Source organism: Streptomyces sp. NPDC020731 (genome assembly GCF_044334705.1).
Taxonomy (GTDB): Bacteria; Actinomycetota; Actinomycetes; order Streptomycetales; family Streptomycetaceae; genus Streptomyces.
Map to the genome: position 1 here is coordinate 45,032 of NZ_JBIRTN010000022.1, position 21,766 is coordinate 66,797.

At 72.8% G+C, this 21,766-nt stretch carries 19 protein-coding genes; 6 read left to right on the forward strand and 13 right to left on the reverse strand.

Features of this window, described 5'->3' with window-relative positions; all coding sequences use genetic code 11:
* Positions 1-198 precede the first annotated feature (198 nt).
* A complete protein-coding gene (locus tag ACH4VX_RS29435) occupies positions 199-2,868 on the forward strand; it encodes a cellulose binding domain-containing protein (protein WP_398371571.1) in 2,670 nt (889 codons plus the stop codon).
* A gap of 65 nt (positions 2,869-2,933) precedes the next feature.
* On the opposite strand, the gene ACH4VX_RS29440 is transcribed toward ACH4VX_RS29435, so the two are convergent.
* The 3 genes from ACH4VX_RS29440 to ACH4VX_RS29450 are packed head-to-tail and all read right to left on the reverse strand — an operon-like array spanning position 2,934 to position 5,928.
* The gene (locus ACH4VX_RS29440) at positions 2,934-4,805 is read right to left on the reverse strand and encodes a rhamnogalacturonan lyase (protein WP_398371573.1); all 1,872 of its coding nucleotides are present in this window, start codon (positions 4,803-4,805) and stop codon (positions 2,934-2,936) included.
* Entirely contained in the window at positions 4,802-5,617 is an 816-nt protein-coding gene (locus tag ACH4VX_RS29445) for a class I SAM-dependent methyltransferase (RefSeq protein WP_398371575.1), read from the reverse strand. Before ACH4VX_RS29445 ends, ACH4VX_RS29440 begins: the two co-directional genes overlap by 4 nt.
* Before the next feature lie 5 nt (positions 5,618-5,622).
* Entirely contained in the window at positions 5,623-5,928 is a 306-nt protein-coding gene (locus ACH4VX_RS29450) for a 4a-hydroxytetrahydrobiopterin dehydratase (protein ID WP_398371577.1), read from the reverse strand.
* Between the two features lie 126 nt (positions 5,929-6,054).
* On the opposite strand from ACH4VX_RS29450, the gene ACH4VX_RS29455 reads away from it, so the two are divergent.
* On the forward strand, positions 6,055-6,873 hold the full coding sequence (locus tag ACH4VX_RS29455; protein WP_398371579.1) for a helix-turn-helix domain-containing protein: 819 nt from the start codon (positions 6,055-6,057) through the stop codon (positions 6,871-6,873).
* On the opposite strand, the gene ACH4VX_RS29460 is transcribed toward ACH4VX_RS29455, so the two are convergent.
* Positions 6,855-7,280, reverse strand: a complete 426-nt coding sequence (locus ACH4VX_RS29460) for a hypothetical protein (protein WP_398371581.1) — start codon at positions 7,278-7,280, stop codon at positions 6,855-6,857. The genes ACH4VX_RS29455 and ACH4VX_RS29460 overlap by 19 nt on opposite strands.
* 222 nt (positions 7,281-7,502) lie before the next feature.
* Between ACH4VX_RS29460 and ACH4VX_RS29465 the strand changes: the two genes are divergently transcribed.
* Both ACH4VX_RS29465 and ACH4VX_RS29470 read left to right on the forward strand, forming a co-directional pair.
* Positions 7,503-8,366: a helix-turn-helix domain-containing protein gene (locus ACH4VX_RS29465; RefSeq protein ID WP_398371583.1), complete on the forward strand. Its 864-nt coding sequence runs from the start codon at positions 7,503-7,505 to the stop codon at positions 8,364-8,366.
* A 55-nt stretch (positions 8,367-8,421) separates the two neighbouring features.
* A complete protein-coding gene (locus tag ACH4VX_RS29470; RefSeq protein WP_398371584.1) occupies positions 8,422-9,237 on the forward strand; it encodes an SAM-dependent methyltransferase in 816 nt (271 codons plus the stop codon).
* 13 nt (positions 9,238-9,250) lie between these two features.
* Here the strand turns inward: ACH4VX_RS29470 and dnaK are convergent, their stop codons facing one another.
* The 8 genes from dnaK to ACH4VX_RS29510 form a co-directional block, all read right to left on the reverse strand.
* Entirely contained in the window at positions 9,251-11,122 is a 1,872-nt protein-coding gene (dnaK, locus tag ACH4VX_RS29475; RefSeq protein ID WP_398371586.1) for a molecular chaperone DnaK, read from the reverse strand.
* A gap of 86 nt (positions 11,123-11,208) precedes the next feature.
* On the reverse strand, positions 11,209-11,940 hold the full coding sequence (locus tag ACH4VX_RS29480) for a glycerophosphodiester phosphodiesterase family protein (protein ID WP_398371588.1): 732 nt from the start codon (positions 11,938-11,940) through the stop codon (positions 11,209-11,211).
* Positions 11,941-12,020: 80 nt separating this feature from the next.
* Entirely contained in the window at positions 12,021-12,449 is a 429-nt protein-coding gene (locus ACH4VX_RS29485) for an OsmC family protein (protein WP_398371590.1), read from the reverse strand.
* Between the two features lie 98 nt (positions 12,450-12,547).
* Complete coding sequence (locus ACH4VX_RS29490; RefSeq protein ID WP_398371592.1) at positions 12,548-14,347, reverse strand: hypothetical protein; 1,800 nt, start codon at positions 14,345-14,347, stop codon at positions 12,548-12,550.
* Positions 14,344-15,405, reverse strand: coding sequence for an ATP-binding protein (locus tag ACH4VX_RS29495; RefSeq protein ID WP_398371594.1), 1,062 nt, complete (start codon positions 15,403-15,405; stop codon positions 14,344-14,346). The genes ACH4VX_RS29490 and ACH4VX_RS29495 overlap by 4 nt, the downstream gene beginning before the upstream one ends.
* A gap of 133 nt (positions 15,406-15,538) precedes the next feature.
* Positions 15,539-16,045: a hypothetical protein gene (locus ACH4VX_RS29500; RefSeq protein WP_398371596.1), complete on the reverse strand. Its 507-nt coding sequence runs from the start codon at positions 16,043-16,045 to the stop codon at positions 15,539-15,541.
* Between the two features lie 42 nt (positions 16,046-16,087).
* Positions 16,088-18,172: a phage holin family protein gene (locus tag ACH4VX_RS29505; protein WP_398371597.1), complete on the reverse strand. Its 2,085-nt coding sequence runs from the start codon at positions 18,170-18,172 to the stop codon at positions 16,088-16,090.
* 91 nt (positions 18,173-18,263) lie between these two features.
* Positions 18,264-18,665, reverse strand: coding sequence for a hypothetical protein (locus tag ACH4VX_RS29510; RefSeq protein WP_398371599.1), 402 nt, complete (start codon positions 18,663-18,665; stop codon positions 18,264-18,266).
* Positions 18,666-18,748: 83 nt separating this feature from the next.
* Here ACH4VX_RS29510 and ACH4VX_RS29515 point away from each other — a divergent pair, with 83 nt between their 5' ends.
* Positions 18,749-19,522, forward strand: a complete 774-nt coding sequence (locus tag ACH4VX_RS29515) for an MBL fold metallo-hydrolase (protein ID WP_398371601.1) — start codon at positions 18,749-18,751, stop codon at positions 19,520-19,522.
* Between the two features lie 38 nt (positions 19,523-19,560).
* Entirely contained in the window at positions 19,561-20,178 is a 618-nt protein-coding gene (locus ACH4VX_RS29520) for a DedA family protein (RefSeq protein WP_398371747.1), read from the forward strand.
* A gap of 238 nt (positions 20,179-20,416) precedes the next feature.
* On the opposite strand, the gene ACH4VX_RS29525 is transcribed toward ACH4VX_RS29520, so the two are convergent.
* Positions 20,417-21,664 carry an aminotransferase class I/II-fold pyridoxal phosphate-dependent enzyme gene (locus ACH4VX_RS29525; protein WP_398371603.1) on the reverse strand — a complete coding sequence of 416 codons (1,248 nt, stop codon included), beginning with the start codon at positions 21,662-21,664 and terminating at the stop codon, positions 20,417-20,419.
* Positions 21,665-21,766 lie beyond the last annotated feature (102 nt).

The window sequence follows — 21,766 nt, forward strand, 5'->3', positions numbered from 1 at the left end:
CAAGTCGACACAGCACCGCGCCCCTTCGGGGCGCGGTGGGCACCGCTTCCTTCCCCGTGGCGCTTGACAGCTCCGCGTATCCGGTCCCGTCACAGGACGACGGGCCCATCCGACCGGGCGGCCCTCACCCACGCCAGGGGCCGCCCGGTCCTCGCACGCTCTCCCCACTCCACCTCCCCCCAAGAGGAAGGAACCTCCGTGCGAAGAACCCGTATCCTCACGACCGTGCTCGCCCTGGCGGCCGGTCTGCTCACGGGCGGCCCGCCCGCCCTGGCCGCCGGCGCCCCGGAGCCGGCCACCACGCTCGCCGCCGACACCTACACCTGGAAGAACGCGCGCGTCGACGGCGGCGGCTTCGTGCCCGGCATCGTCTTCAACCGCAGTGAGAAGGACCTGGCCTACGCCCGCACCGACATCGGCGGCGCCTACCGCTGGCAGGAGTCGACGAAGACCTGGACCCCGCTCCTCGACTCGGTCGGCTGGGACGACTGGGGCCACACGGGCGTGGTGAGCCTCGCCTCCGACTCCGCGGACCCCGACCGGGTGTACGCGGCGGTCGGCACGTACACCAACGACTGGGACCCGAAGAACGGCGCGGTGCTGCGCTCCACGGACCGGGGTGCGAGCTGGAAGAAGGCCGGTCTGCCGTTCAAGCTGGGCGGGAACATGCCGGGGCGGGGCATGGGGGAACGGCTGGCGGTCGACCCCCATGACAACGATGTGCTGTACCTGGGCGCGCCCAGCGGCCACGGGCTCTGGCGGTCGACCGACGCGGGTGCCACCTGGTCGGAGGTGACCGCGTTCCCCAACCCGGGGAACTACGCGCAGGATCCGAGTGACACGTCCGGGTACGCGTCCGACAACCAGGGCATCGTCTGGGTCACCTTCGACGAGTCGACGGGCAGTGCGGGGACGGCGACGAAGACGGTCTACGTCGGGGTCGCCGACAAGGAGAACGCGGTCTACCGTTCGACGGACGCGGGCGCGACCTGGCAGCGGATCGCCGGGCAGCCGACCGGTCACCTGGCCCACAAGGGCGTGCTGGACGCCGAGAACGGCTACCTGTACCTCGCGTACAGCGACACGGGCGGCCCGTACGACGGCGGCAAGGGCCGGCTGTACCGGTACGCGACGGCTACCGGCACCTGGACGGACATCAGCCCGGTGGCGGAGGCCGACACCTACTACGGCTTCAGCGGCCTGACCGTGGACCGGCAGAACCCCGGCACGGTGATGGCGACGGCGTACAGCTCCTGGTGGCCGGACACCCAGATCTTCCGCTCGACGGACAGCGGCGGCACGTGGACGCAGGCGTGGAGCTACACCTCGTACCCCGACCGTGAGAACCGCTACACGATGGACGTCTCGTCGTCACCGTGGCTGACCTGGGGCGCGAACCCGTCACCGCCGGAACAGACGCCGAAGCTGGGCTGGATGACGGAGGCGCTGGAGATCGACCCGTTCGACCCGGACCGGATGATGTACGGGACGGGTGCGACGATCTACGGCACGGAGAACCTCACCAACTGGGACGACGACACGTCGTTCACCATCACCCCGATGGTGCGCGGCCTGGAGGAGACGGCCGTCAACGACCTCGTCTCTCCCCCGTCGGGCGCCCCGCTGATCAGCGCGCTCGGTGACATCGGCGGCTTCCGGCACACGGACCTCACCAAGGTGCCGCCGATGATGTTCACCCAGCCGAACTTCACGTCGACGACCAGTCTGGACTTCGCCGAGACCAACCCGAACACGGTGGTCCGGGCCGGCAACCTGGACTCCGGCCCGCACATCGCGTTCTCGACCGACAACGGCGCCAACTGGTTCGCGGGCACGGACCCTTCGGGCGTGAGCGGCGGCGGCACGGTCGCGGCGGCGGCCGACGGCAGCCGGTTCGTGTGGAGCCCGCAGGGCGCGGGCGTGCACCACGCGACCGGGTTCGGCACGTCCTGGTCGGCGTCGAGCGGCATTCCGGCGGGGGCGGTCGTCGAGTCCGACCGGGTGGACCCGAAGACGTTCTACGGCTTCAAGTCCGGGAAGTTCTACGTCAGTACGGACGGCGGCGCGACGTTCACGGCATCGGCGGCTACGGGGCTGCCGAGCGGTGACAGCGTGCGCTTCAAGGCACTCCCGGGTGCGAAGGGCGACGTCTGGCTGGCGGGCGGGGCGAGCGACGGGCCGTACGGCCTGTGGCACTCCACGGACTCGGGCGCGACCTTCACCAAGCTGCCGGACGTCGACGAGGCCGACACCGTCGGCTTCGGCAAGGCGGCGCCGGGCGCCTCGTACCAGACCCTCTTCACCAGCGCGGAGATCGACGGCGTACGCGGCATCTTCCGCTCCACGGACAAGGGCGCGACCTGGACCCGGGTCAACGACGACGCCCACCAGTGGGGTTGGACCGGCGCGGCCATCACCGGTGACCCGCGGGTCTACGGCCGCGTCTACGTGGCGACCAACGGCCGCGGTGTCGTCTACGGCGACACCGCGGACACCGGCGGCACGGACCCGGATCCGGACCCGGAGGAGCCGGACCCCGAACCGTCCGGCGCCTGCGCGGTGACGTACAAGGTCACCAACCAGTGGACCGACGGCTTCCAGGCCGATGTCCAGCTGACCAACACGGGCTCGGCCACCTGGAACGGCTGGTCCCTGACCTGGTCCTTCGCGGACGGCCAGAAGATCTCCCAGCTCTGGAACGCGTCCCACACCCAGTCGGGCCCGGCGGTGACGGTCCGCAACGCCGACTGGAACGGCACGGTGGCGGCGGGCTCGTCGGCGTCCTTCGGCTTCACAGCGAGCAGATCGGCGGCCAACACCGGGCCCACGGCCTTCAAGCTGGGCGAGGAGACCTGCACGGTGAGGTGACCCGGTACGCCCCGGCCCGCCCGCACGGAGTGCGGGCGGGCCGGGGGTTCGCCCAAGAGGTCCGCTCAGGGGGTGAAGACCGTGGGCCTCGTCGGGGTGGGCATGCCGTCGCCGATGAAGAAGCCGGTGTGCGGGGGCTGGTTGTAGGCCGTGTTCTGCCAGGCCAGGGAGGTGCGGTAGAGGGTGTCGTGGAGGAGCGTGGTGATCCTGCGGTCCGTGTCGTGGGGGGTGGAGTAGATGCGCAGGTTCTTGTTGTCGCCGGTGCGCCAGACGACCTCCTCGCGCCAGTCGCCCAGGATGTCACCGGACAGGACCGGGGTGGCCTTGGTCCCGTTGTTCGACGACACCCCCGAGCCGGTCAGCAGGCGGGTGTCGGAGGACGTGCCGTACTTGTCGATGTGGGTGCCGTCGAGGAGTTCGCGGACCGGGTCACCGTCCCACCAGGACAGGAAGTTGGCGGAGGAGGGCTTGCGGCCCTTGGTGCCGCCGCCCTCGTCACGGATGCCGCCGTCGGAGGACGACCACATCTCCGGACCGGAGTTGCCCGACCAGATGTCCCCCGCGACTCCGCGCCCGTTGTCGCAGCAGGCGCCCAGCTTCCAGCGGACCGCGCCGTTCGAGGGGTTGATGTACAGCGCGGCGGGCTGGCCGGTGGACTCGGAGACCTTGTAGTACTCCAGGCCGGACGTCGACGCGTCGAGGTCGCCGAGGTGCTGGGCGTCGCCGTGGCCGGACTTGGTGGTCCACAGACCGTTGCCGTTGTCGTCGACGGCCATCGCGCCGTAGACGATCTCGTCCCGGCCGTCGTTGTCGACGTCCCCGACGGAGAGGGCGTGGGAGCCCTGACCGTCGTAACCCTTGCCGCTGTTGGTGGAGGAATTGGTGTCGAAGGTCCAGCGGCGGGTGAACCGGCCGTCCCGCCAGTCCCAGGCCGCGACGACCGTGCGCGTGTAGTAGCCGCGGGCCATGATCAGGGAGGGGCGTGCGCCGTCCAGGTACGCGGTGCCGGCGAGGAAGCGGTCGACGCGGTTGCCGTAGGAGTCGCCCCAGGAGGAGACCGTGCCGCGGGCCGGGACGTAGTCGACGGTGCCCATCGCCTTGCCGGTCTGCCCGTTGAACATCGTCAGGTACTCGGGGCCGGAGAGGACGTACCCGCTGGAGTTGCGGTGGTCGGCGGAGGAGCTGCCGATGACCGCTCCGGTGCCGTCCTTCGTGCCGTCGGCGGTCTTCATGGCGACCTCGGCCTTGCCGTCGCCGTCGTAGTCGTACACCTGGAACTGCGTGTAGTGGGCGCCGGAACGGATGTTGCGGCCCAGGTCCACGCGCCACAGCCGGGTGCCGTCCAGCTTGACGCCGTCGACGATCGTGTTGCCGGTGTAACCGGACTGGGAGTTGTCCTTGGCGTTGGTGGGCTGCCACTTGAGCACGATGTCGAGGGCGCCGTCACCGTCGAGGTCGCCGATGGAGGCGTCGTTGGCCTCGTAGGTGTAGGAGACGCCGTCGGGGGTGGTGCCGCCGGACGGAGGGCTGATCGGCACGTCCTTGTAACCGGCGCGGAACTGGACGGCGTGGACCGAGTCGCCCTGTTCGGTGCCGTTCACCACCGCGCGGACGGTGTAGTCGGCGTGGGAGGGCGCGCCGGAGTGGAAGTAGGTGGTGGAACCGGTGACGGGGCTGGAGTTCACCTTGGTGCCGGCCCGGTAGACGTTGAAGGCGACGTCGTCCGGGTCGGTGCCGAGCCAGCGCCAGCTGACCAGGTTGCCGCTGCCGGTGTACACGCTGACGACGCCGCGGTCCAGCTTCTCGACCTGCCGTGCGGTGGCGGCCTCGGCGGGCGTGTCCGACAGCGCGGTCAGACCGGCGCCGGCCAGTGCCGCCGCGGCGAGCGCCGCGGGCAGGGCGACACGGCGTCTGCGGTGCCTGTGGGGGTGGGTCACGGGACGGACCTCCTGGGAGGACGGATGGGTTCCGTCCATCGGTCGCCGCCGGAGCGCTCCAGGTTGCCGCCCATCGGCTTCCGGTACGCCCTGAGCCGGAACACGGGGTCGGCGCGGGGCCGGTCCTGGTCGGGGAGTTCGGCCAGGCGGGCGGCGAAGTCCTCCACGACCGGTTCACCCGGGGGCAGGGTGACGAACCAGCCGCGCCGCAGGTCCGCGATGGTGCGGCGGGGGCTGCGGCCCTGACCGTGCCCCCGGAAACGGGCCTCCCCGGCAAGCAGCAGACCGTGCGCGGCGGCGCAGGCGTCGACGGCGTCGGAGGCGTCGGGCACCGGGCTGCGCGGGCGGGCGGCGAGGATCGCGTCGATGTCGCTGCCGACGTTGTGCGAGGCGCCCTTGTGGACGGTGGTGACGTACACCCCGCCGGGCCGCAGCACGCGGGCGCACTCGGCGACGACCGCCCGTACGTCCCCGGGGCCGGACATCAGGTGCAGCAGCCACACGCTGACCACGGCGTCGAACCGGGCGTCGCCGAAGGGCAGCCGGCGGCTGTCGGCGCGGACCACGGCGCCCGGCAGGTGGGCGGCGGCCATCCGGGTCATCGACCGGGAGAGGTCGACGCCCGTCACCCGGGGGCCGGCGCGGGCGGCGGCGAACCGCCGGGTCACGAGGCCGGTGCCGCACGCCACGTCCAGCAGGTCCCGCGCACTGCCCGGTACGAGGCTCAGCACGGCGGCGGCGGCCGCCGCCGCCCGCGGTTCACCGCCGCGCAGGACGTCGTACCACTGCGCTTCCTCGTCGTAGTCCAGCACGCGCCTCAGTGTGCACCGTGTCCGGGCGCCAGGTCCTCCACCCTGCGGGCGAGCTCGAGGTCCTTCCCGGTGACGACACCGCCCGCGCTGTGGGTGTGCACGGACAGGGCCACGGTGTGGTGGCCGAGGGTGAGGTCGGAGTGGTGGTCGAGCTCCTCCTGCACCTGGGCGATGTGGACGACCATCGCCGTCGCCGCGAAGTGCGAGCCGAGCCGGTAGGAGCGGGTGAGCCGGTCACCGTCGAGCGACCAGCCCGGCAGCTCGGCCAGCCGGTCCTCGATCTCCTTCTGCGACAGCGGTTCGACGGGCATGGGGTGCGCTCCTTCGCCGGTTCGGATCTCGTGCGGGGCTCCCAGGCTGCCACAGAAGACCCCCCGGGGCCCTGGTCGGAGGCGGGCGGCTCCCCGGCACGGCCGTTTCTCGATTACCGTCCTGGCATGACCACTGTCACGTCCGGTACCGCTTCCCGCACCGAGGGCGTGGGCCCGCTGCTGCGCGCCTGGCGGGAGCAGCGGCGGGTCAGCCAGCTGGAGCTGGCCCTGCGCGCCGGCTCCTCCGCCCGGCACATCAGCTTCATCGAGACCGGCCGCTCCCGGCCCAGCCAGGAGATGGTGCTGCGGCTGGCCGAGCATCTGGACGTGCCGGTACGGGAGCGCAACGCGCTGCTGCTGGCGGCCGGTTACGCGCCCCACTACCCGGAGACCCCGCTGGACGACCCCGCGCTGGAGGTCGTGCGCGAGGGCATCGAGCGGCTGATCGGCGGCTTCGAGCCGTACCCGGCACTGGTGGTGGACGCGATGTACGACGTCGTGGCGGCCAACCGGGGGATCATGACACTGTTCGACGGTGTCCCGGAGTCGCTGCTGACGCCGCCGCTGAACGCGGTGCGGCTCACCCTGCACCCGCAGGGGCTGGCGCCGCGGATCCGGAATCTGCGGGAGTGGCGCGGGCATCTGCTGGAGCAGATGCGGCGGCACATCGCCCTGCACCGCTCGGAGCGGCTGCGGGCGCTGTACGACGAGGTGGCGGCGTTCCCCGTACCGGACACCGCCGGCCGGCCGGAGGAACCGGCGGAGCCGGTGGCGTACTTCGCGCTGCCGATGCTGATCGAGCACGAGGGGCGGACGCTGTCGTTCGTGTCGTCGATCTCCACGTTCAACACGCCCATGGACGTGACCGTCGCCGAGCTGGCCGTGGAGACACTGCTCCCGGCAGACCCGGCGACGGCCAAGTACCTTCAGTCCTGGTTGAGTTGACGCTCCTTCAGGGACATGTGCTGGAGCAGGGCGAAGCCCGCCACGGCGAGCGCCTGGAGGACCGTCCACACCGCGCCCGCCGCGGTCGGGGTGAGCCACAGCGCGAGGGCGGCGAAACTCACCGCCGTCCAGGTGAGGTTGGCCTCGACGACGATCCGCACGCCGAGCGCCGGCGGGTGCGGCCGGGCGGCCAACAGGCCCACGCCGGCCGCGTACCCGGCGAGGAACGCGCCGAGCCCGAGCAGCAGGCCGGAACCGGTGCCGAGGAACCGCCCGAGCGGTCCGGAGAGGGCCAGGTAGGCGACGGCGTTGGCGCCGGTCACCACGGCGTCGAGGGCCAGGAAGCGGCGCAGCATCCGCTGCGGCTCCACGGTCCGGGCGAGCACGGCAAGCTGGGTCGCGGACATGACGCATCATCCTCCGTCGGGATCGGTTGCCGGGTTCCGGACCGGAGTGCGCCGGCCCGGAACCCGGTGCGTCCACGATCCCGCGCGGGCGGAGCCGGGTCGATTACCTGTGGGGTAATGCGGCGAGGACCAGTGAGACAGGGCGGTCACCTGCGGCTCGTGAGAGTGTCGGAGGAACATGACAGACTGAGCGCATGCCCGGGCGCGTTGGGGAGGCGTGGCGTGAGTGAGCGGCGGGCCGCACCCACTGTGGGCCAGGTGGTCCTGGGAAGGCGGCTGCAGGAACTGAGGGAGGCGGCGGACCTCTCACGGGAGGAGGCCGCCCGCGTTCTGCGGGTGGCGCCCGCGACCGTACGGCGGATGGAGACCGCCGAGGTCGCGCTGAAGATCCCGTACGTCCAGCTGTTGCTGAGCGCCTACGGGGTGCCCGAGGACGAGTCCGTCGCGTTCGTCGAGCTCGCCGAGGAGGCGAACCGGCCGGGCTGGTGGCAGCGGTACGGCGACGTGCTGCCCGAGTGGTTCAGCATGTATGTGAGCCTGGAGGGCGCCGCCCGTATCATCCGCTCCTACGAGCCGCACTTCGTGCCGGGGCTGCTGCAGACCGAGGGGTACGCGCGTGCCGTGCTGGAAGCCGGGACGATCGGGAACATCGGGCCCGAGGTGGTCGAGCGGCATGTGTCGCTGCGCATGGAGCGCCAGCGGCTGCTGGAGCGCGCCGACCCGCCGCACCTGTGGGTGCTGATGGAGGAGACGGTGCTGCGGCGTCCGGTGAGCACCGACGGCCGGGTGATGCGCGACCAGCTCGACAAGCTCCTCGAGTGGTCCGCGCGGGACCGGATCACGCTGCAGATCGCCGAGTTCGCGGACGGGCCGCACCCGGGGACGTACGCGCCGTTCTCACTGTTCCGGTTCGCCGAGCCGGAGCTGCCGGACATGGTGTTCACCGAGTATCTGACCGGCGCCCTGTACCTGGACTCCCGCAAGGAGGTGTCGGCGCATCTGGAGGTCCTGGACCACATGACGGCGCGGGCGGCCTCGACACAACGCACCGAGAAACTGCTGCGGGAGTGGCGCGAGCACTACTGAGCCGCGCGCCCGAGCAAGCCTTCGCACCCACGGACCCACGAGGAGAAGACCGCCCATGACCGGACACGACGCCGCGCCCGCCCGCATCGACACCAGCCGGCCGCATCCGGCCCGGGTGTACGACTGGTGGCTCGGCGGCAAGGACAACTACCCGGTGGACGAGGAACTGGCGCGGAGGATCCTCGCGTCGGACGGCACGGTGTTACGCGGGGCTCGGGCCAACCGCCGGTTCATGCACCGGGCGGTGCGCACCGTCGCCGAGGCGGGGACGCGCCAGTTCCTGGACATCGGTACGGGCATCCCCACGGAGCCCAATCTGCACCAGGTGGCGCAGGGCGTCGCCGCGGAGTCCCGCGTGGTGTACGCGGACAACGACCCGATCGTGCTGCGGCACGCCGAGGCGCTGCTGCACGGCACCGCCGAGGGCAGCACGCGGTACGTGCACGCCGATGTGCGGGACGTGGACACGCTGTTGCGCCGGGCCGCCGAGTCACTGGATTTCGACCGGCCCGTGGCGCTGTCGCTGGTCGCGCTGACCCACTACCTGGACGACGATCCGGACGGTGACGACGTGTACGGCCTGCTGGAGCGGTACACGGCCGCTCTGGCGCCGGGCAGCCATCTGATCCTCTCCCAGGTCACACCCGATCTGAGTCCCGAAGCCATCGGGCAGGCGGCGGAGCACTTCCGGCGCGGCGGTACGCCCTTCCACCCGCGCTCGCTGGCCGCGTTCTCGCGCTTCTTCACCGGGCTTGAGCTGCTGGGCCCGGGGGTGATCCCGGTGCACGGGTGGCGTCCGGAGGCCGAGGACGTGGCGGCGCAGGCGGAGGGCATCGTGCCGGTGTACGCGGGGGTCGCCCGCAAGCCCTGACCGGTGCTTCGGGTCAGGCGGCGCCGTTCTCCCGCCGGCCGGTGTCCTTGTCGTCGTCGACGATCTCCGCGTCGACGACGCCGTCGTCCTGCGGTGGGGTGTGCTGTTCGGTTCCCTCGGCCGGGGTCTGCTGGGTACCCGCGTACATCGCCTGGCCCATCTTCTGGCTGACGGAGGCGAGTTCCTCGACGGCGGCGCGCAGTCCGGCGGTGTCGGAGGACTCCTGCTCCAGCAGCCGCTTCACCTCCGTGACGGCCGACTCGACCTCCGCCCTGGTGTCTCCCGGCACCTTGTCGCTGTTGTCCCGCAGGAACCGCTCGGTCTGGTAGGCGAGTTGTTCGGCCTGGTTGCGGGTCTCGGCGGTCTCTCGGCGTTTGCGGTCCTCCTCGGCGTACTGCTCGGCGTCGCGCATCATGCGGTCGATGTCGTCCCTGGGGAGGGCCGAGCCGCCGGTGACGGTCATCTTCTGTTCGCGGCCGGTGGCGAGGTCCTTGGCGGAGACGTGCATGATGCCGTCGGCGTCGATGTCGAAGGCCACCTCGATCTGCGGGACGCCGCGCGGGGCCGGGGGCAGGCCGGTGAGGTCGAAGACGCCGAGCTTCTTGTTGTAGGCGGCGATCTCGCGTTCGCCCTGGTAGACCTGGATGCCGACCGAGGGCTGGTTGTCGGTGGCGGTGGTGAAGATCTCCGAACGCCGGGTGGGGATCGTGGTGTTGCGCTCGATCAGCCTGGTCATGATGCCGCCCTTGGTCTCGATGCCCAGGGACAGCGGGGTGACGTCGAGGAGCAGGACGTCCTTGACGTCGCCGCGGAGGACACCCGCCTGGAGGGCGGCGCCGAGGGCCACGACCTCGTCGGGGTTGACGCCCTTGTGCGGCTCCTTGCCGGTGAGTTCGCGGACCAGGTCGGTGACGGCGGGCATCCGGGTGGAGCCGCCGACCAGGATGACGTGGTCGATCGCGGAGAGCTGCACGCCGGCGTCCTTGACGGCCTGGTGGAAGGGCTTCTTGCAACGCTCGAGGAGGTCCTCGGTGAGTTCCTGGAACTGGGCGCGGGTGAGCTTCTCGTCGAGGTGCAGGGGCCCTTCGGCGGAGGCCGTGATGTAGGGCAGGTTGATCGAGGTCTCGGTGGACGAGGACAGCTCGATCTTCGCCTTCTCGGCGGCCTCCCGCAGCCGCTGTACGGCCATCTTGTCCTGCGCCAGGTCGACGCCGTACTGCCCCTTGAAGCGTTTGGCGAGGTACTCCACGACGCGCTGGTCCCAGTCGTCGCCGCCCAGGTGGGTGTCGCCGTTGGTGGCCTTCACCTCGATGACGCCCTCGCCCATGTCGAGCAGCGACACGTCGAAGGTGCCGCCGCCCAGGTCGAAGACGAGGACGGTCTGGTCGTTCTCCTTGTCCAGGCCGTACGCCAGTGCCGCCGCCGTCGGCTCGTTGACGATCCTCAGCACCTTGAGGCCGGCGATCTCCCCGGCCTCCTTGGTGGCCTGCCGCTGGGTGTCGTCGAAGTACGCCGGTACGGTGATGACCGCGTCGGTGACGTCCTCGCCGAGGTAGGACTCGGCGTCCCGGCGCAGCTTCTGCAGCACCCGGGCGGACAGTTCCTGCGCCGTGTAGCGGGTGCCGTCGACGGATTCCTGTTCGGGGAACCGCCAGTGCGCGTCGCCCATGTACCGCTTGACCGAGCGGGCGGTGCGCTCGACGTTCGTCACGGCCTGCCGTTTGGCGACCTCGCCGACCAGCACCTCGCCGTTCTTGGCGAAGGCCACCACCGAGGGGGTGGTGCGAGCGCCCTCCGCGTTGGCGATGACGGTGGGCTCACCGCCCTCCAGCACGGCCACCACCGAGTTCGTGGTTCCCAGGTCGATTCCGACCGCACGTCCCATCGCTGTCCCCTTCCGCCAGGGCACCTCTCCGGACTTCCAGCACAAAACTTGAGCGGCCTGTTGTCAATAGTTTGAACGGGTGGTTGTCAATGAGGCGGGTGGTCGCGCAGGGCCACGGCGCGGCGGGGCCGGTCGGTGATCAGCACGTCCACGCGCGGGTCGCCGAGGAAGCCGCGCAGCGCCGCGTCCTCGTTGACCGTCCACACCATGGTGAACAGTCTGTTGCGCGCGGCCTCGCGCAGCACGGTGGCGCGGGCCAGGCGCCAGTGCACGGCGACCCCGTGGGCGCCGCAGGCGTGGACGCGGCGCATGGGCAGCAGCTCGCCGATCCGGGTCCCCACCAGCCGGCCCCGGCGGATGTCCTTGCCGTCCCGGCCGAGGGACAGCGCGGTGCGCACCCGCGGACGGGCGGCGGTGACGGCGGCGACGGAGCGGTCCTCGAGGGTGGTGACGACGAGTCCGTCCTCGCCGAGCAGGGCGACCGCGCGGTCGATCAGCTCCCGCTCGTGGCCGGTCTCCTTGAGGTCCAGATGGGCGACGAGTTTCCCGGCGACCAGTTCCATGACCTCGTCCACGACGGGCACGGGGTATCCGGCGCGCTCGTTCAGCTCGGCGTGGGTGAGGGTGGACAGCGGCGGTCCTGTGTGGCGTACGCGGGGGTCGTGGTGGACGACGAAGACCCCGTCCGCCGTGCGCCGTACGTCGAACTCGACGTACTCCGCGCCGGACGCGAGCGCGTCCTCGTACGCCTCCCAGGTCGCCGGGGCGGCGCGCTCGCAGCCGCCCCGGTGGGCGGAGACGGCGGGGCGTGGCGTCATGGTGGTCGGCTCCGGGAGGGGGCGTGCCGCAGGCCGCCCCGGAAGGGAGCGGCCTGCGGTGGCTCGGCGCGGCGAGCGGGTCAGGCGAGCTTCGCCGTCAGGGTGATGTCCGTGCCCTTCAGCGCCTGGCTGACGGGGCAGTTCACCTTGGCGTCCTCGGCGGCGGCGACGAAACCGGCCTCGTCCAGGCCGGGGACGGTGCCCTCGACGGTGAGGTGGATGCCGGTGATGCCCTCACCGGGCACGAAGGTCACGTCGGCGGAGGTCGTCAGACGGGTCGGCGGGGTGCCGGCCTTGTCGAGACCGTTGGACAGGGCCATCGAGAAGCAGCTGGAGTGCGCGGCGGCGATCAGCTCCTCCGGACTGGTCTTCCCGTTCGCCTCCTCGGCACGCGACGCCCAGGTGACCGGCTGCTCACCGATGCTGCCGGAGGAGTCGAAGGCGACGACCCCGCTGCCCTTGAACAGGTTGCCTTCCCAAACGGTGTGTGCGGAGCGCGTGGCTGCCATGACGCATCCTTTCGAAAATGTCCGGCCGTGTGTCCGGCTGTGCTCGGTCCGGGCGCCCGTGTCACCGGGTGCCCGCCCCCATCCGATCACATCACGGCTCAACTCACCCGGAAGACGGGCCCCCTCGCCGTGAACGGCAGCCGCGCGCCCTGCGGGATCAGGTAGGCGTGCTCGCGCCGGACCCGCAGGACGTCGCACCAGCCGTCGGTGATGACGAGCACCGGCGCGGCGGGCGGGAAGTCGTCGGCGCGCTGGAGGAAGTCGATGCCGGGCTGGAGCACGGTGCCGCCCCGGCCGTGCACCCGCACCCGCCCGGCGATCTCGGTGACCGGCACATAGCCGGCGTCGTGCGGTGCCGCGTCGCAGAACACCACGCGGGCGGCCGGTACGTCACGGGCCCCGGCGTACGAGGCGATGGCGCCCAGTGCCTTGCCGAGCAGGACCCGGTCCATGGAACCGGAGGTGTCCAGGACGACGCCGAAGGTGCAGCGGGCGATCTCCTCGGGCGGGAAGTACCGCCCCGCGCGGGGGATGTCCGGGGTGGACGCCTGGCGGCGGGAGGGACGCGCGTACGACCGGAGCGGCTCGGGGCGCGGCACGAACTCGTCGAACCAGCGGGCGAGCCGGGCGTCCCAGGGCAGCGGCGGATGGCTGAGCGCGCGGATCTCCTGGACCAGGCCGGCGGGCAGGAAGCCGCGCTCCTGCCGGTCGTGCAGGTCCAGGCCCTGGGCGAGGCCACGGCGGTAGAAGCCGTCGAGGTCGACGCAGTCGCGGGGCGGGCCGAGGGGGCCGCCGAGGATGTCGCCGAGTCCCTTGCCTCGTAGCGTGGCCGACCGGCGCATGCGGCGGAGGTCGACGGTGATCCGGTCGTAGACCTCCTCGGCGGACAGCCCGGCGAGCTCCTTGTCGTACAGCAGGCCCTCGGGCATCGTGCCGACCCGCATCTCCTCCAGCCAGCCGTTGACGACGAAGTCGCAGGCCACGTTGAACAAGTACGGGTCGCGGCCGCCGCAGCGGTCGCCGTGGCGCAGGGCGGCGTGCAGCATCTCGTGGGCGAGGACGAACCGCCACTCCTCGTCCTCCAGCCGCCGCAGCGGGTTGACGTAGATCTCGCCGGCCTCGGCGTCCACGGCGGCGACGGAGATGCCGTGGGCGCGGGCGAGTTCGGCGTCGGCGACCAGGGTGATGCCGGCCGCGATGCCGCCGAGCAGCGGGTAGGAGGAGACGAACCAGCCGAGCGCCCGCTCCCAGGGACGTCGTGGGACCGGCTTGCCGTCCAGGCTGTCGAGGCGGCCGCCCGCCATGTCCATCGCGGCGGACACGGTGCGGGTGAGGGCGGTGGCGAACGCGAGCTGGTGGTCCGGCGGCTGTCCGTACCAGCCGAACCACTCCGTGAGGAACAGGTCCGCCTCGCCGCCGGCCGTGCCACAGCGTTCGTACACGGCCGGGACCCCGTCCCGGCGCCAGCGGGCGGCGAGCCGCTCCTCGTCGCCGTCGGGATAGGAAGCGGGCAGGTCGTCGGGGGTCCTGCCGACGGGGAAGCCGAGCAGGAAGCGGTTGACGACCACGCAGCGGGCGGCGAGGTCGCAGTGGTCGGGCTGCTCACGCACGCCTTTGGCGGCCGGGACATGGCCGAAGCCGAGGTGGAGGACGGCGTGCGCGAGGGCCCACGCCCAGGTGTCAGGGTCGGCCACGCGGTCCGGGTGGGCATGCAGGACGGCCTCGGAGTCCACGCGCACCAGCCCGTCGCGGGGCGCGAGCACGCAGTTCTCCTTGCGGCAGACGTCGAAGTCGACGGTGGCCAGCGCCGGGTTGGCCCGCATCAGCCGCAGTCCCGCGTCGAACGCCTCCTGCGCGAGGTCCCGCTTCTTCGGCCCCTTCGCGCGGGCACGGCTCACCGGCGCGCCTCCACCAGCCGGGGCATGTCGCGGGCCGCCTCGACGAGGAACCAGGACGGCAGGACCGGGTTGCCTTCGCTGTCGGAGGCGACGACGGTTCGGGCGACCTCGACGGAGATCTCGGCGAGCTGCACCAGCAGCGACTTCGCGCGGTACGCGGTCTGACGGCCGTTGGCCGACATGTGCTCCTTGCTCGCGGGCAGTTCCTTGACCAGGCGTCCGCGGAACGACTCGGCGAGGTAGTAGAGCAGGTCGCGGTCCTCGATGCGGTGCGGCCAGCGGGCCTCGCCCTTGATGACGGCGTCGATGCCGAACCGGCTGCGCACGATCTTGACGTAACCGCAGAAGGCGACCGCGTGCGCGGGGGTCAGCGTGCCGTGCGCGATGACCTTCAGGGTGTCCTCGTCGAGGTCCCGGCCGAAGGAGTGCAGCGCGTCGGAGAGCATGTGCCAGGACCGGGGTGTGGAGAACGGCTCCTCGGTCTTCGGCGGCTTGGACCACAGGTGGTCGGGGCGGTCGGTGAGGTGGTCGGTGATCCACGGGTGGACGCCGTTGTTCGCCGCCCAGACCAGCCAGTCCTTGGCGGACGCCTCCAGATGGACGTGGGTGAGGCGGTTGACCAGCGCGGAGGCGATGGGACGGGCGAGCGCGTTGTCGGTGGCGCGGTTGCCGGCGCCGATGACGATGGAGCCCTTGGGCAGCTCGTAGTCGCCGATCCGGCGGTCCAGGATCAACGAGTAGAACGCCTTCTGCACGTCAGGGGTGGCCGCGTTGAGCTCGTCCAGGAACAGGCAGTACGGCTCGTCGCGGGCGATCGCCTCCGGCGGGCAGAAGACCGAGCGGCCGTCCCGGATCTGTGGGACGCCGATCAGGTCCTCGGGGGCGAGCTGGGTGCCCAGCAGGCTCACGCACTCCAGCCCCAGTGACTCGGCGAACTCCCTGACCAGGGAGGACTTGCCGATGCCGGGCGCTCCCCAGAGGAACACCGGCCGCACGGTCGCGAGACCGAGCAGCAGCTCCGGGACGCGGGCGGGGGTGACGGTGACGACTGCCTGCACGCAAGGGCTCCTGAGGGTCTCGGGGAGGTCGGAAGGGGGCGCGCGGACCGCCGGCGGTCGTACCGGAACACGCGGGTCGCGAGGGGCGCCGGGTCCAGTGAACTGCGTCCCGCGGAGACGGGGCAACGCGTTTTCAGCGGAGCCGGGCACGGTCGAGGGTCTCGGACACCCAGTCGTGGAACACCAGCCGCGGGAAGAGCCGGCCCTCGATGTCGAAGGTGAACGAGAAACCGGGCGCCATCAGCAGGTCCCGGTGCGCCACGCAGACGTGTGCGCGGGTGTCCGGAGCGAACCGGGCCGACCCGAAGGGGCCGATCCGGTTGATCCTCGCGTGGATACGGTCGCCGTACACCAGGGCGGCGCAGCCGTGCTCCTCCGCCTTCTCCGCCGGGACCCCGCGGACCCAACGGTGGAACTCGTCGAGGAACCCGTGCCGGGCCAGCTCCCGCAGGCCGGTCCGCTCCGTCCGGGCATCCCCGTGGCCGTCGAGGAACACCATGAGCTGGGGCACCCCCTCGCGGCGGCTCCAGTGGACGGGGAGGTCCCGGACGACGCGGTCCAGGACGCGCAGGACGTCCGTGCGCACCGCCGGGTCCAGTTTCCGGAGTTCGTCCAACGTGTACGCGGCGGCCTGGTCCATCGCGCCATCATCCGCGACCGCCGCCGGCTGATCAACGGTCGCTCAGGCCGCGCGCTCCCGGTCCGGCTCCGCGGGCACGTCCGCCTCGTCCGACTCGGTCAGCCAGCGGCGCAGCACCTGGTGGATCTGTTCGGCGCCGGCGAGTTCCGCCCCCTCGTGGACGGGCGCGGACAGCGCGAGCGGGGAGAGCAGGAAGGGGCGGGACTGGGCGCCGCCGAGGCCGCCGTGGGAGCCGATCTGCTCCTCGAAGGCGAGGACCTCTCCGTCGGCGGGGTCGTGGAAGGAGTTGACCATGATGTCGGCGGTGTGCGGGAAGGTGTGGGTGCGGCGCACGACATCGGCGGCACCGGGGCCGAACGCGGCCAGCGGGCCGGGGTTGTCGTCCAGCTCGTCCAGCGGGATCTCCGCGCCGTACGCGCCGAGGACGACCCCGCCGTGGCGTTCGCTGCGGACGAGGAGGAAGCCGATGCCGGGGTGGTTGGCGAGGGTCGCCAGCAGCGCGGGATGGCGGGCGTCGATCTCCTCCTTGGTCATCCGGTGCGGCACGTCCGGGAAGGAGATCAGGCCCAGGTTGCCGGAGGCGAGCACGACGGGTTCGGAGCCGCGGGAGGGACGGTACTGTTCGGCGCCCTCCTCGACGGGGCGGCGCAGCGCCGCGCGGACGGCGGCGCGGGCCTCGGCGCCGCTGCGGGTGTGCCGGGCCCGGCGCGGCACGGGCAGCCCGCAGCCGGCCCGCACCAGGTCGCCGAGGGTGAGGCCGTAGCGGGAGCGGAAGGTCTCGCCGGGGCTCTGCCCGTGGTCGGAGAGGACGACGATCCGGTAGGGGCGGGGGGCGTGCTCGGCGACGCTCTCGATCAGGGCGAGGGCGCGGTCGAGGCGCTGGAGGACCTTCTCGGTGTCCCGGCTCGCCGGCCCGGAGTGGTGGGCGACCTCGTCGTAGGCCACCAGGTCGGCGTAGACGGCGGTGCGGCCGGCGAGCAGGTCCCCCGTCACGGCGGCGACGACGACGTCCCGTTCGACGACGGTCGCGAAGGCCCGTACGAACGGGTAGAGACCACCGCGGGAGACACGCGGGCGCTGTCCCCGGAACCGGGTCCGGGTGGACTGGCCGATCTCCCGGCCCACCTCGGCGATGAAGGAGAGCGCGGTGCGCACGGCGTTGGCGGGGTCGGAGAAGTAGGCGAAGTAGCCCGCGCGGGAGCGGGCCGCCGGGCCGCGGCGGCGGGTGGCGATGGAGAGCACCAGGGCCTGTTCGTCGGCGCCGCCGCTGAACAGGTTGCCGCGGCTGGCGCCGTCGGTGGCGAGCAGCCCGGCGTGGCCGGAGTACTCGATGGCACGGGCCTGGAGTTCGGCGGCGCTGGTGGGCCGGTTGCAGACCATGACCTCACGGCGGGCCTTCTCGTACCAGCGGAAGGCGGGGACGTCGTGGTTGCTGCCGTGCAGGATGCCGAGCTGGCTGGCGCCGGTCTGGCTGGACCAGTCGGTGCGCCAGGGGGTGAGCCGGTGGGAGGGGCGGTCGCCGCCGGTGCCGGTGCCGAGCCAGCGGGCGACGGTGGGCATCAGTCCCTTGCCGACGGCGTGCAGCAGGATGTCGTGGCCGACGCCGTCGAGTTGCAGGAAGACGGTGCCGGGGGTGGCGGGGCAGGGCGGGGCGGAGCCCCGTCTGCGGTCGGCGAGGCGGTAGAGGCGGCGGCGGTAGGCGTCGTCGTCGCGTACGGCGAGGGCGGCGCCCGTGGCGGAGGCGACGGCGGACATCACGGCGGCGACCACGACCGCCGTCTCCGGTGCGGCGGCGCCCCGTTCGACCGGCGTGACGTGCAGGGCCAGCCACAGCAGGGCGCCGTTGAGGAAGAACACCAGCAGGCCCAGGACGAGCGCCGGCACGAGCAGCAGCAGGCGCACCAGCAGCGGCCAGGCCAGGGCGGACAGCAGACCGAAGGCACCGGCGCCGAAAGCGGCGGTGACCGCGATGTCCGTGGCGCTGTCGCCGTCGGCCGAGCGCAGCCGGAAGTCGGGCAGGATGCCGGCGAGCAGCAGCATGGTGAGCGTGGAGACCGCCCACACGGCGACACTCCGCCCGATCTGACTGGCGACCCGTCGCCACCACCCGCCACCCACGCCCCGCACACCTCACGTCCCGGCCGACCTGGCCCGTCCCCACCCTGTCACAACGGCCGGACGGGGCGTTCCGTCCCCCGTCGCGCGGGCCGTCGGCGGCTCAGCGGCCGTCGTATCCGGCCGTCGGCAGCGACAGCCGCCGGTGCACACGGGCCTTCATCGCCGCGTCGTACGACGGTTCGGCACGGCCGACCGTCTCCACGCGCACCCCGCGCCGCGCGCACTCCTCGGTGAACTCCTCCACGGAGGACAGCGCACGCTCCAGTACCCGCAGGCTGGGCGCCACGAACAGATCGGCCCCGGGCCGCACTCCGTCCCACAGCACGCAGTGATCGGGCCGCAGTGCCCGTACGAGGAGTTCCCGGGCCACCACATAGCCGTGCTCGGCGGCCCAGCGGGCGCACATGGCGTGCTGACCGCGGGAGTCCACCAGGAAGGGATCGGCGTCCAGTTCCTCCAGCGGCGTCAGACTCGCGATCGCCGTCACCCGCACCGGTCCCATGGCGTCCCCCTCACCTCCGGTTTTCGCCGCCGACCCTACTCCTGCACGTAGGCTTCGGGGAGTCGCGCGAAGGAGGCGAAGAGGTGCCGGTGGAGGTCACCTGGTGGGGTCACGCCACCTGCACGGTCGAGGACTCGCACACACGGGTGCTCACCGACCCCCTGTTCGCCCGTCGGCTCGCGCATCTGCGGCGCCGGCGCGGTGCGGTGCCGCCGGCCGAGGCCCGGCACGCGGACGTGGCCCTGGTCTCCCATCTGCACGCCGACCATCTGCACGTGCCGTCGCTGGCCCGGCTCGCCCCGGGCACGCGCCTGCTCGTGCCCCGGGGCGCACCACGCGCGGTGCCGGGGCTGCGCCGGCTCACGCATCTCGGCGTGAGCGAGGTGGTGCCCGGCGATGTGACGACGGTCGGCAACCTGGTCGTACGGGCCGTGCCCGCGCGGCACGACGGGCGGCGGCTGCCGGTCGGGCCGTACCGCTCCCCCGCCCTCGGCTATGTCCTGGAGGGCGAGGCGCGGACGTACTTCGCCGGGGACACCGGCCTGTTCGACGAGATGGCCAAGGAGGTCGGACCGGTCGACGTGGCGCTGCTCCCGGTGGGCGGCTGGGGGCCGTACCTGGGCGAGGGCCATCTGGACGCGGGGCGCGCGGCCGAGGCGCTGGCCCGGCTGGGGGCGTCCAGCGCGGTGCCGGTGCACTACGGCACCTACTGGCCGATCGGGATGGACGCCGTGCGCCCGCACGAGTTCCACGCGCCGGGGTACGAGTTCGAGCGGCAGGCCGCCCGGCACGCGCCCGGCGTATCGGTGCACCGGCTGGCGCACGGGGAGCGCGTGCGCCTGGAGGTCGCGCGGTGATCCTTCCCGCCGTCCCGGGCCAGGCGGTCGGTGCGTCACTGTCGTCGGCGGCCCTGCCGGCCGTGGCGCCCGATTTCACCCAGCAGGCCGTCGGCTACCCCTCGCTGTTCCTGCTGGTGCTGATCGGGGCGCTGGTGCCGGTGGTGCCGACGGGCGCGCTGGTCAGTTCGGCGGCCGTGGTCGCCTTCCACCGGGCGGCGCCGTTCTCGATGGCTCTGATCTTCGTGACGGCGTCACTGGCGGCGTTCCTCGGGGACACGGCGCTGTACTGGCTGGGGCGGCGCGGGATGAAGTCGAAGAACGGCTCCCGCTGGCTGGAGGCGATCCGGGAGCGCGCCCCGGAGGACCGGCTGGCGCAGGCGCAGCAGAAGCTGGCCGACCACGAAGTGGCGGTGCTGGTGCTGTCCCGGCTGATCCCGGCCGGGCGGCTGCCGGTGATGCTGGCCTGTCTGGTCGCGAAGTGGCCGATGCGGCGCTTCGCGCGGGGCAACCTGCCGGCCTGTCTGGCCTGGGCGGTGACGTACCAGCTGATCGGTGTCCTCGGCGGTTCGCTGTTCGCCGAGCCGTGGCAGGGCGTGCTGGCGGCGATCGTGCTGACGGTGCTGATCAGTGTGGCCCCGGGCCTGTGGCGGCGGATGCGGGGGACGGCGGGGTGAGCCGGTCCCGGTGACGGCGGTCCCGGTCAGGGCGGGGTCCTGGAGCCGCCCGCCGGCGGGTCCCGCAGGTGTTCGCCGGAGCGGGCCCGTCCTCCTCCGGGCGGCACGGACCCGGTGAACTGCTCCAGGACCGGATTTCCGTGGAGCGGCCGGGTGGTGTGGGTACGGGGCGGCCGGGTCGCCGGCTTCCCGGGCGCCGGATGCGGGGGCGTTCCCACGGTCGGCCCGGGACACTGCGTCATCGAGGGGGCTCCCGTCGCCGAGCGTCGTCACGGAGATCGTCGAAGACCGTGGTCAGTCGGGTCAACGCGTTTCGCACCTGCGGCAGTTCCAGGGGGGCGGGTGAACCCAGGCCCTCCGCGCGCAGTTCGGCGGTGTCGCCCAGCAGGGGGGCGGTGGACAGCCGTACGCGCGGTGCTTCGAGATCGTCGCCGAAGCGGTGACCGCCCGGTGCGGGCATGCCGAGCCGGGTGGTGAGGAAGTCCTCCAGTTCCTGGGCGTCACCGACGCCGTGCGCGTCGAGCGCGGGGGCCAGGGGGGTGAGGTCCACGTACAGGTGCCGGCCGCAGCAGGGGGGCCTGGCGAGGGCGCCCGCGGCGACGACGGCGCGGTGCGCGGCGGCGGCCACGTGCGCGTGCAGGCGTACGGCGTCGGCGACGCGCGCGGTGACCGGTTCGGGTTCGGACAGCGCGTACGCCGCCGCGGCGGCGACGGGGGAGGCGACGCGCGCGTCGAGCGCGGTGAGCACGTCGAGCACGCGCGCGTGGAGCGCGCTTCCGTCCTCGCCCGCCGGGAAGCGGGCCACCGCGGCCGGCCAGCCCGGCGGGAGCAGGGCACCGGCCAGGTCGGTGACGACGGTGACCCGGTCGGGCAGCATCTCGGCGGGGCTGAGCAGCACGGTGTCGTGCGGGTCGTGCAGGGTGTCGCGCCAGGTCTCGTCGCTGACCAGGTGGAGCCCCTCGCCGACGGCGGCCTCCAGGGTCTCGTGCAGCTGCTCGGGCGGGGCGACGCCGGCGGTGGGGTCGTCGGCGACGGAGAGCACCAGCAGGCGCGGGTCGCCGCCCTCGGCCCGCAGCCGGCGCACGGTCTCCAGCAGGGCGTACGGGTCGGGGACGCCGCCGCTCCCGGCCGGGGTCGGCACGTGGAAGGCGGGGCGGCCGAGCAGGCGGGCGTAGGGGGCCCACCAGGCGGCACAGGGGCGGGGCACCAGGACGTCGCCGCCGATGGCGGCGGTCAGCGCCACCAGCAGGGCGGGGGCGCCGGGGGCGACGGCCACCCGGTCGGGGGCGGCGGGCAGTCCGCGCCGGTCGCCGTAGCCGCAGGCCGCGTCCAGCAGGGCGGGCCCGCCGCCGACCGGTTCGGCGCCGGCGCGGGAGGCCGCGGCGGCGAGTACGGCGGACAGTTCGGGCAGGACGGGCAGCCCGTCCTCGGGGAGCGCCGGCCCGAACCGGACGGGGCCGTGGCCTTCCGGATCCGTCCGCCGCATCCCTACCTCCGCGCAGTTCCCCGGCGTCGTGCCCGGCGCCGGCCCGTGCTCCACGTCCTGTCGTCACCTCCCCGCCCTCCGCCCGGAGGGCGGGCCCGGCGG

Coding starts and splice junctions, on each gene's coding strand:
- ACH4VX_RS29450 (WP_398371577.1), bottom strand. CDS start 5,928: ATGCCCGTCGAACCGCTGTCGCAGAAGGAGATCGAGGACCGGCTGGCC.
- ACH4VX_RS29485 (WP_398371590.1), bottom strand. CDS start 12,449: ATGGCAGCCACGCGCTCCGCACACACCGTTTGGGAAGGCAACCTGTTC.
- ACH4VX_RS29480 (WP_398371588.1), bottom strand. CDS start 11,940: ATGACGCCACGCCCCGCCGTCTCCGCCCACCGGGGCGGCTGCGAGCGC.
- ACH4VX_RS29455 (WP_398371579.1), top strand. CDS start 6,055: ATGACCACTGTCACGTCCGGTACCGCTTCCCGCACCGAGGGCGTGGGC.
- ACH4VX_RS29525 (WP_398371603.1), bottom strand. CDS start 21,664: ATGCGGCGGACGGATCCGGAAGGCCACGGCCCCGTCCGGTTCGGGCCG.
- ACH4VX_RS29510 (WP_398371599.1), bottom strand. CDS start 18,665: ATGGGACCGGTGCGGGTGACGGCGATCGCGAGTCTGACGCCGCTGGAG.
- ACH4VX_RS29500 (WP_398371596.1), bottom strand. CDS start 16,045: ATGGACCAGGCCGCCGCGTACACGTTGGACGAACTCCGGAAACTGGAC.
- dnaK (WP_398371586.1), bottom strand. CDS start 11,122: ATGGGACGTGCGGTCGGAATCGACCTGGGAACCACGAACTCGGTGGTG.
- ACH4VX_RS29470 (WP_398371584.1), top strand. CDS start 8,422: ATGACCGGACACGACGCCGCGCCCGCCCGCATCGACACCAGCCGGCCG.
- ACH4VX_RS29460 (WP_398371581.1), bottom strand. CDS start 7,280: ATGTCCGCGACCCAGCTTGCCGTGCTCGCCCGGACCGTGGAGCCGCAG.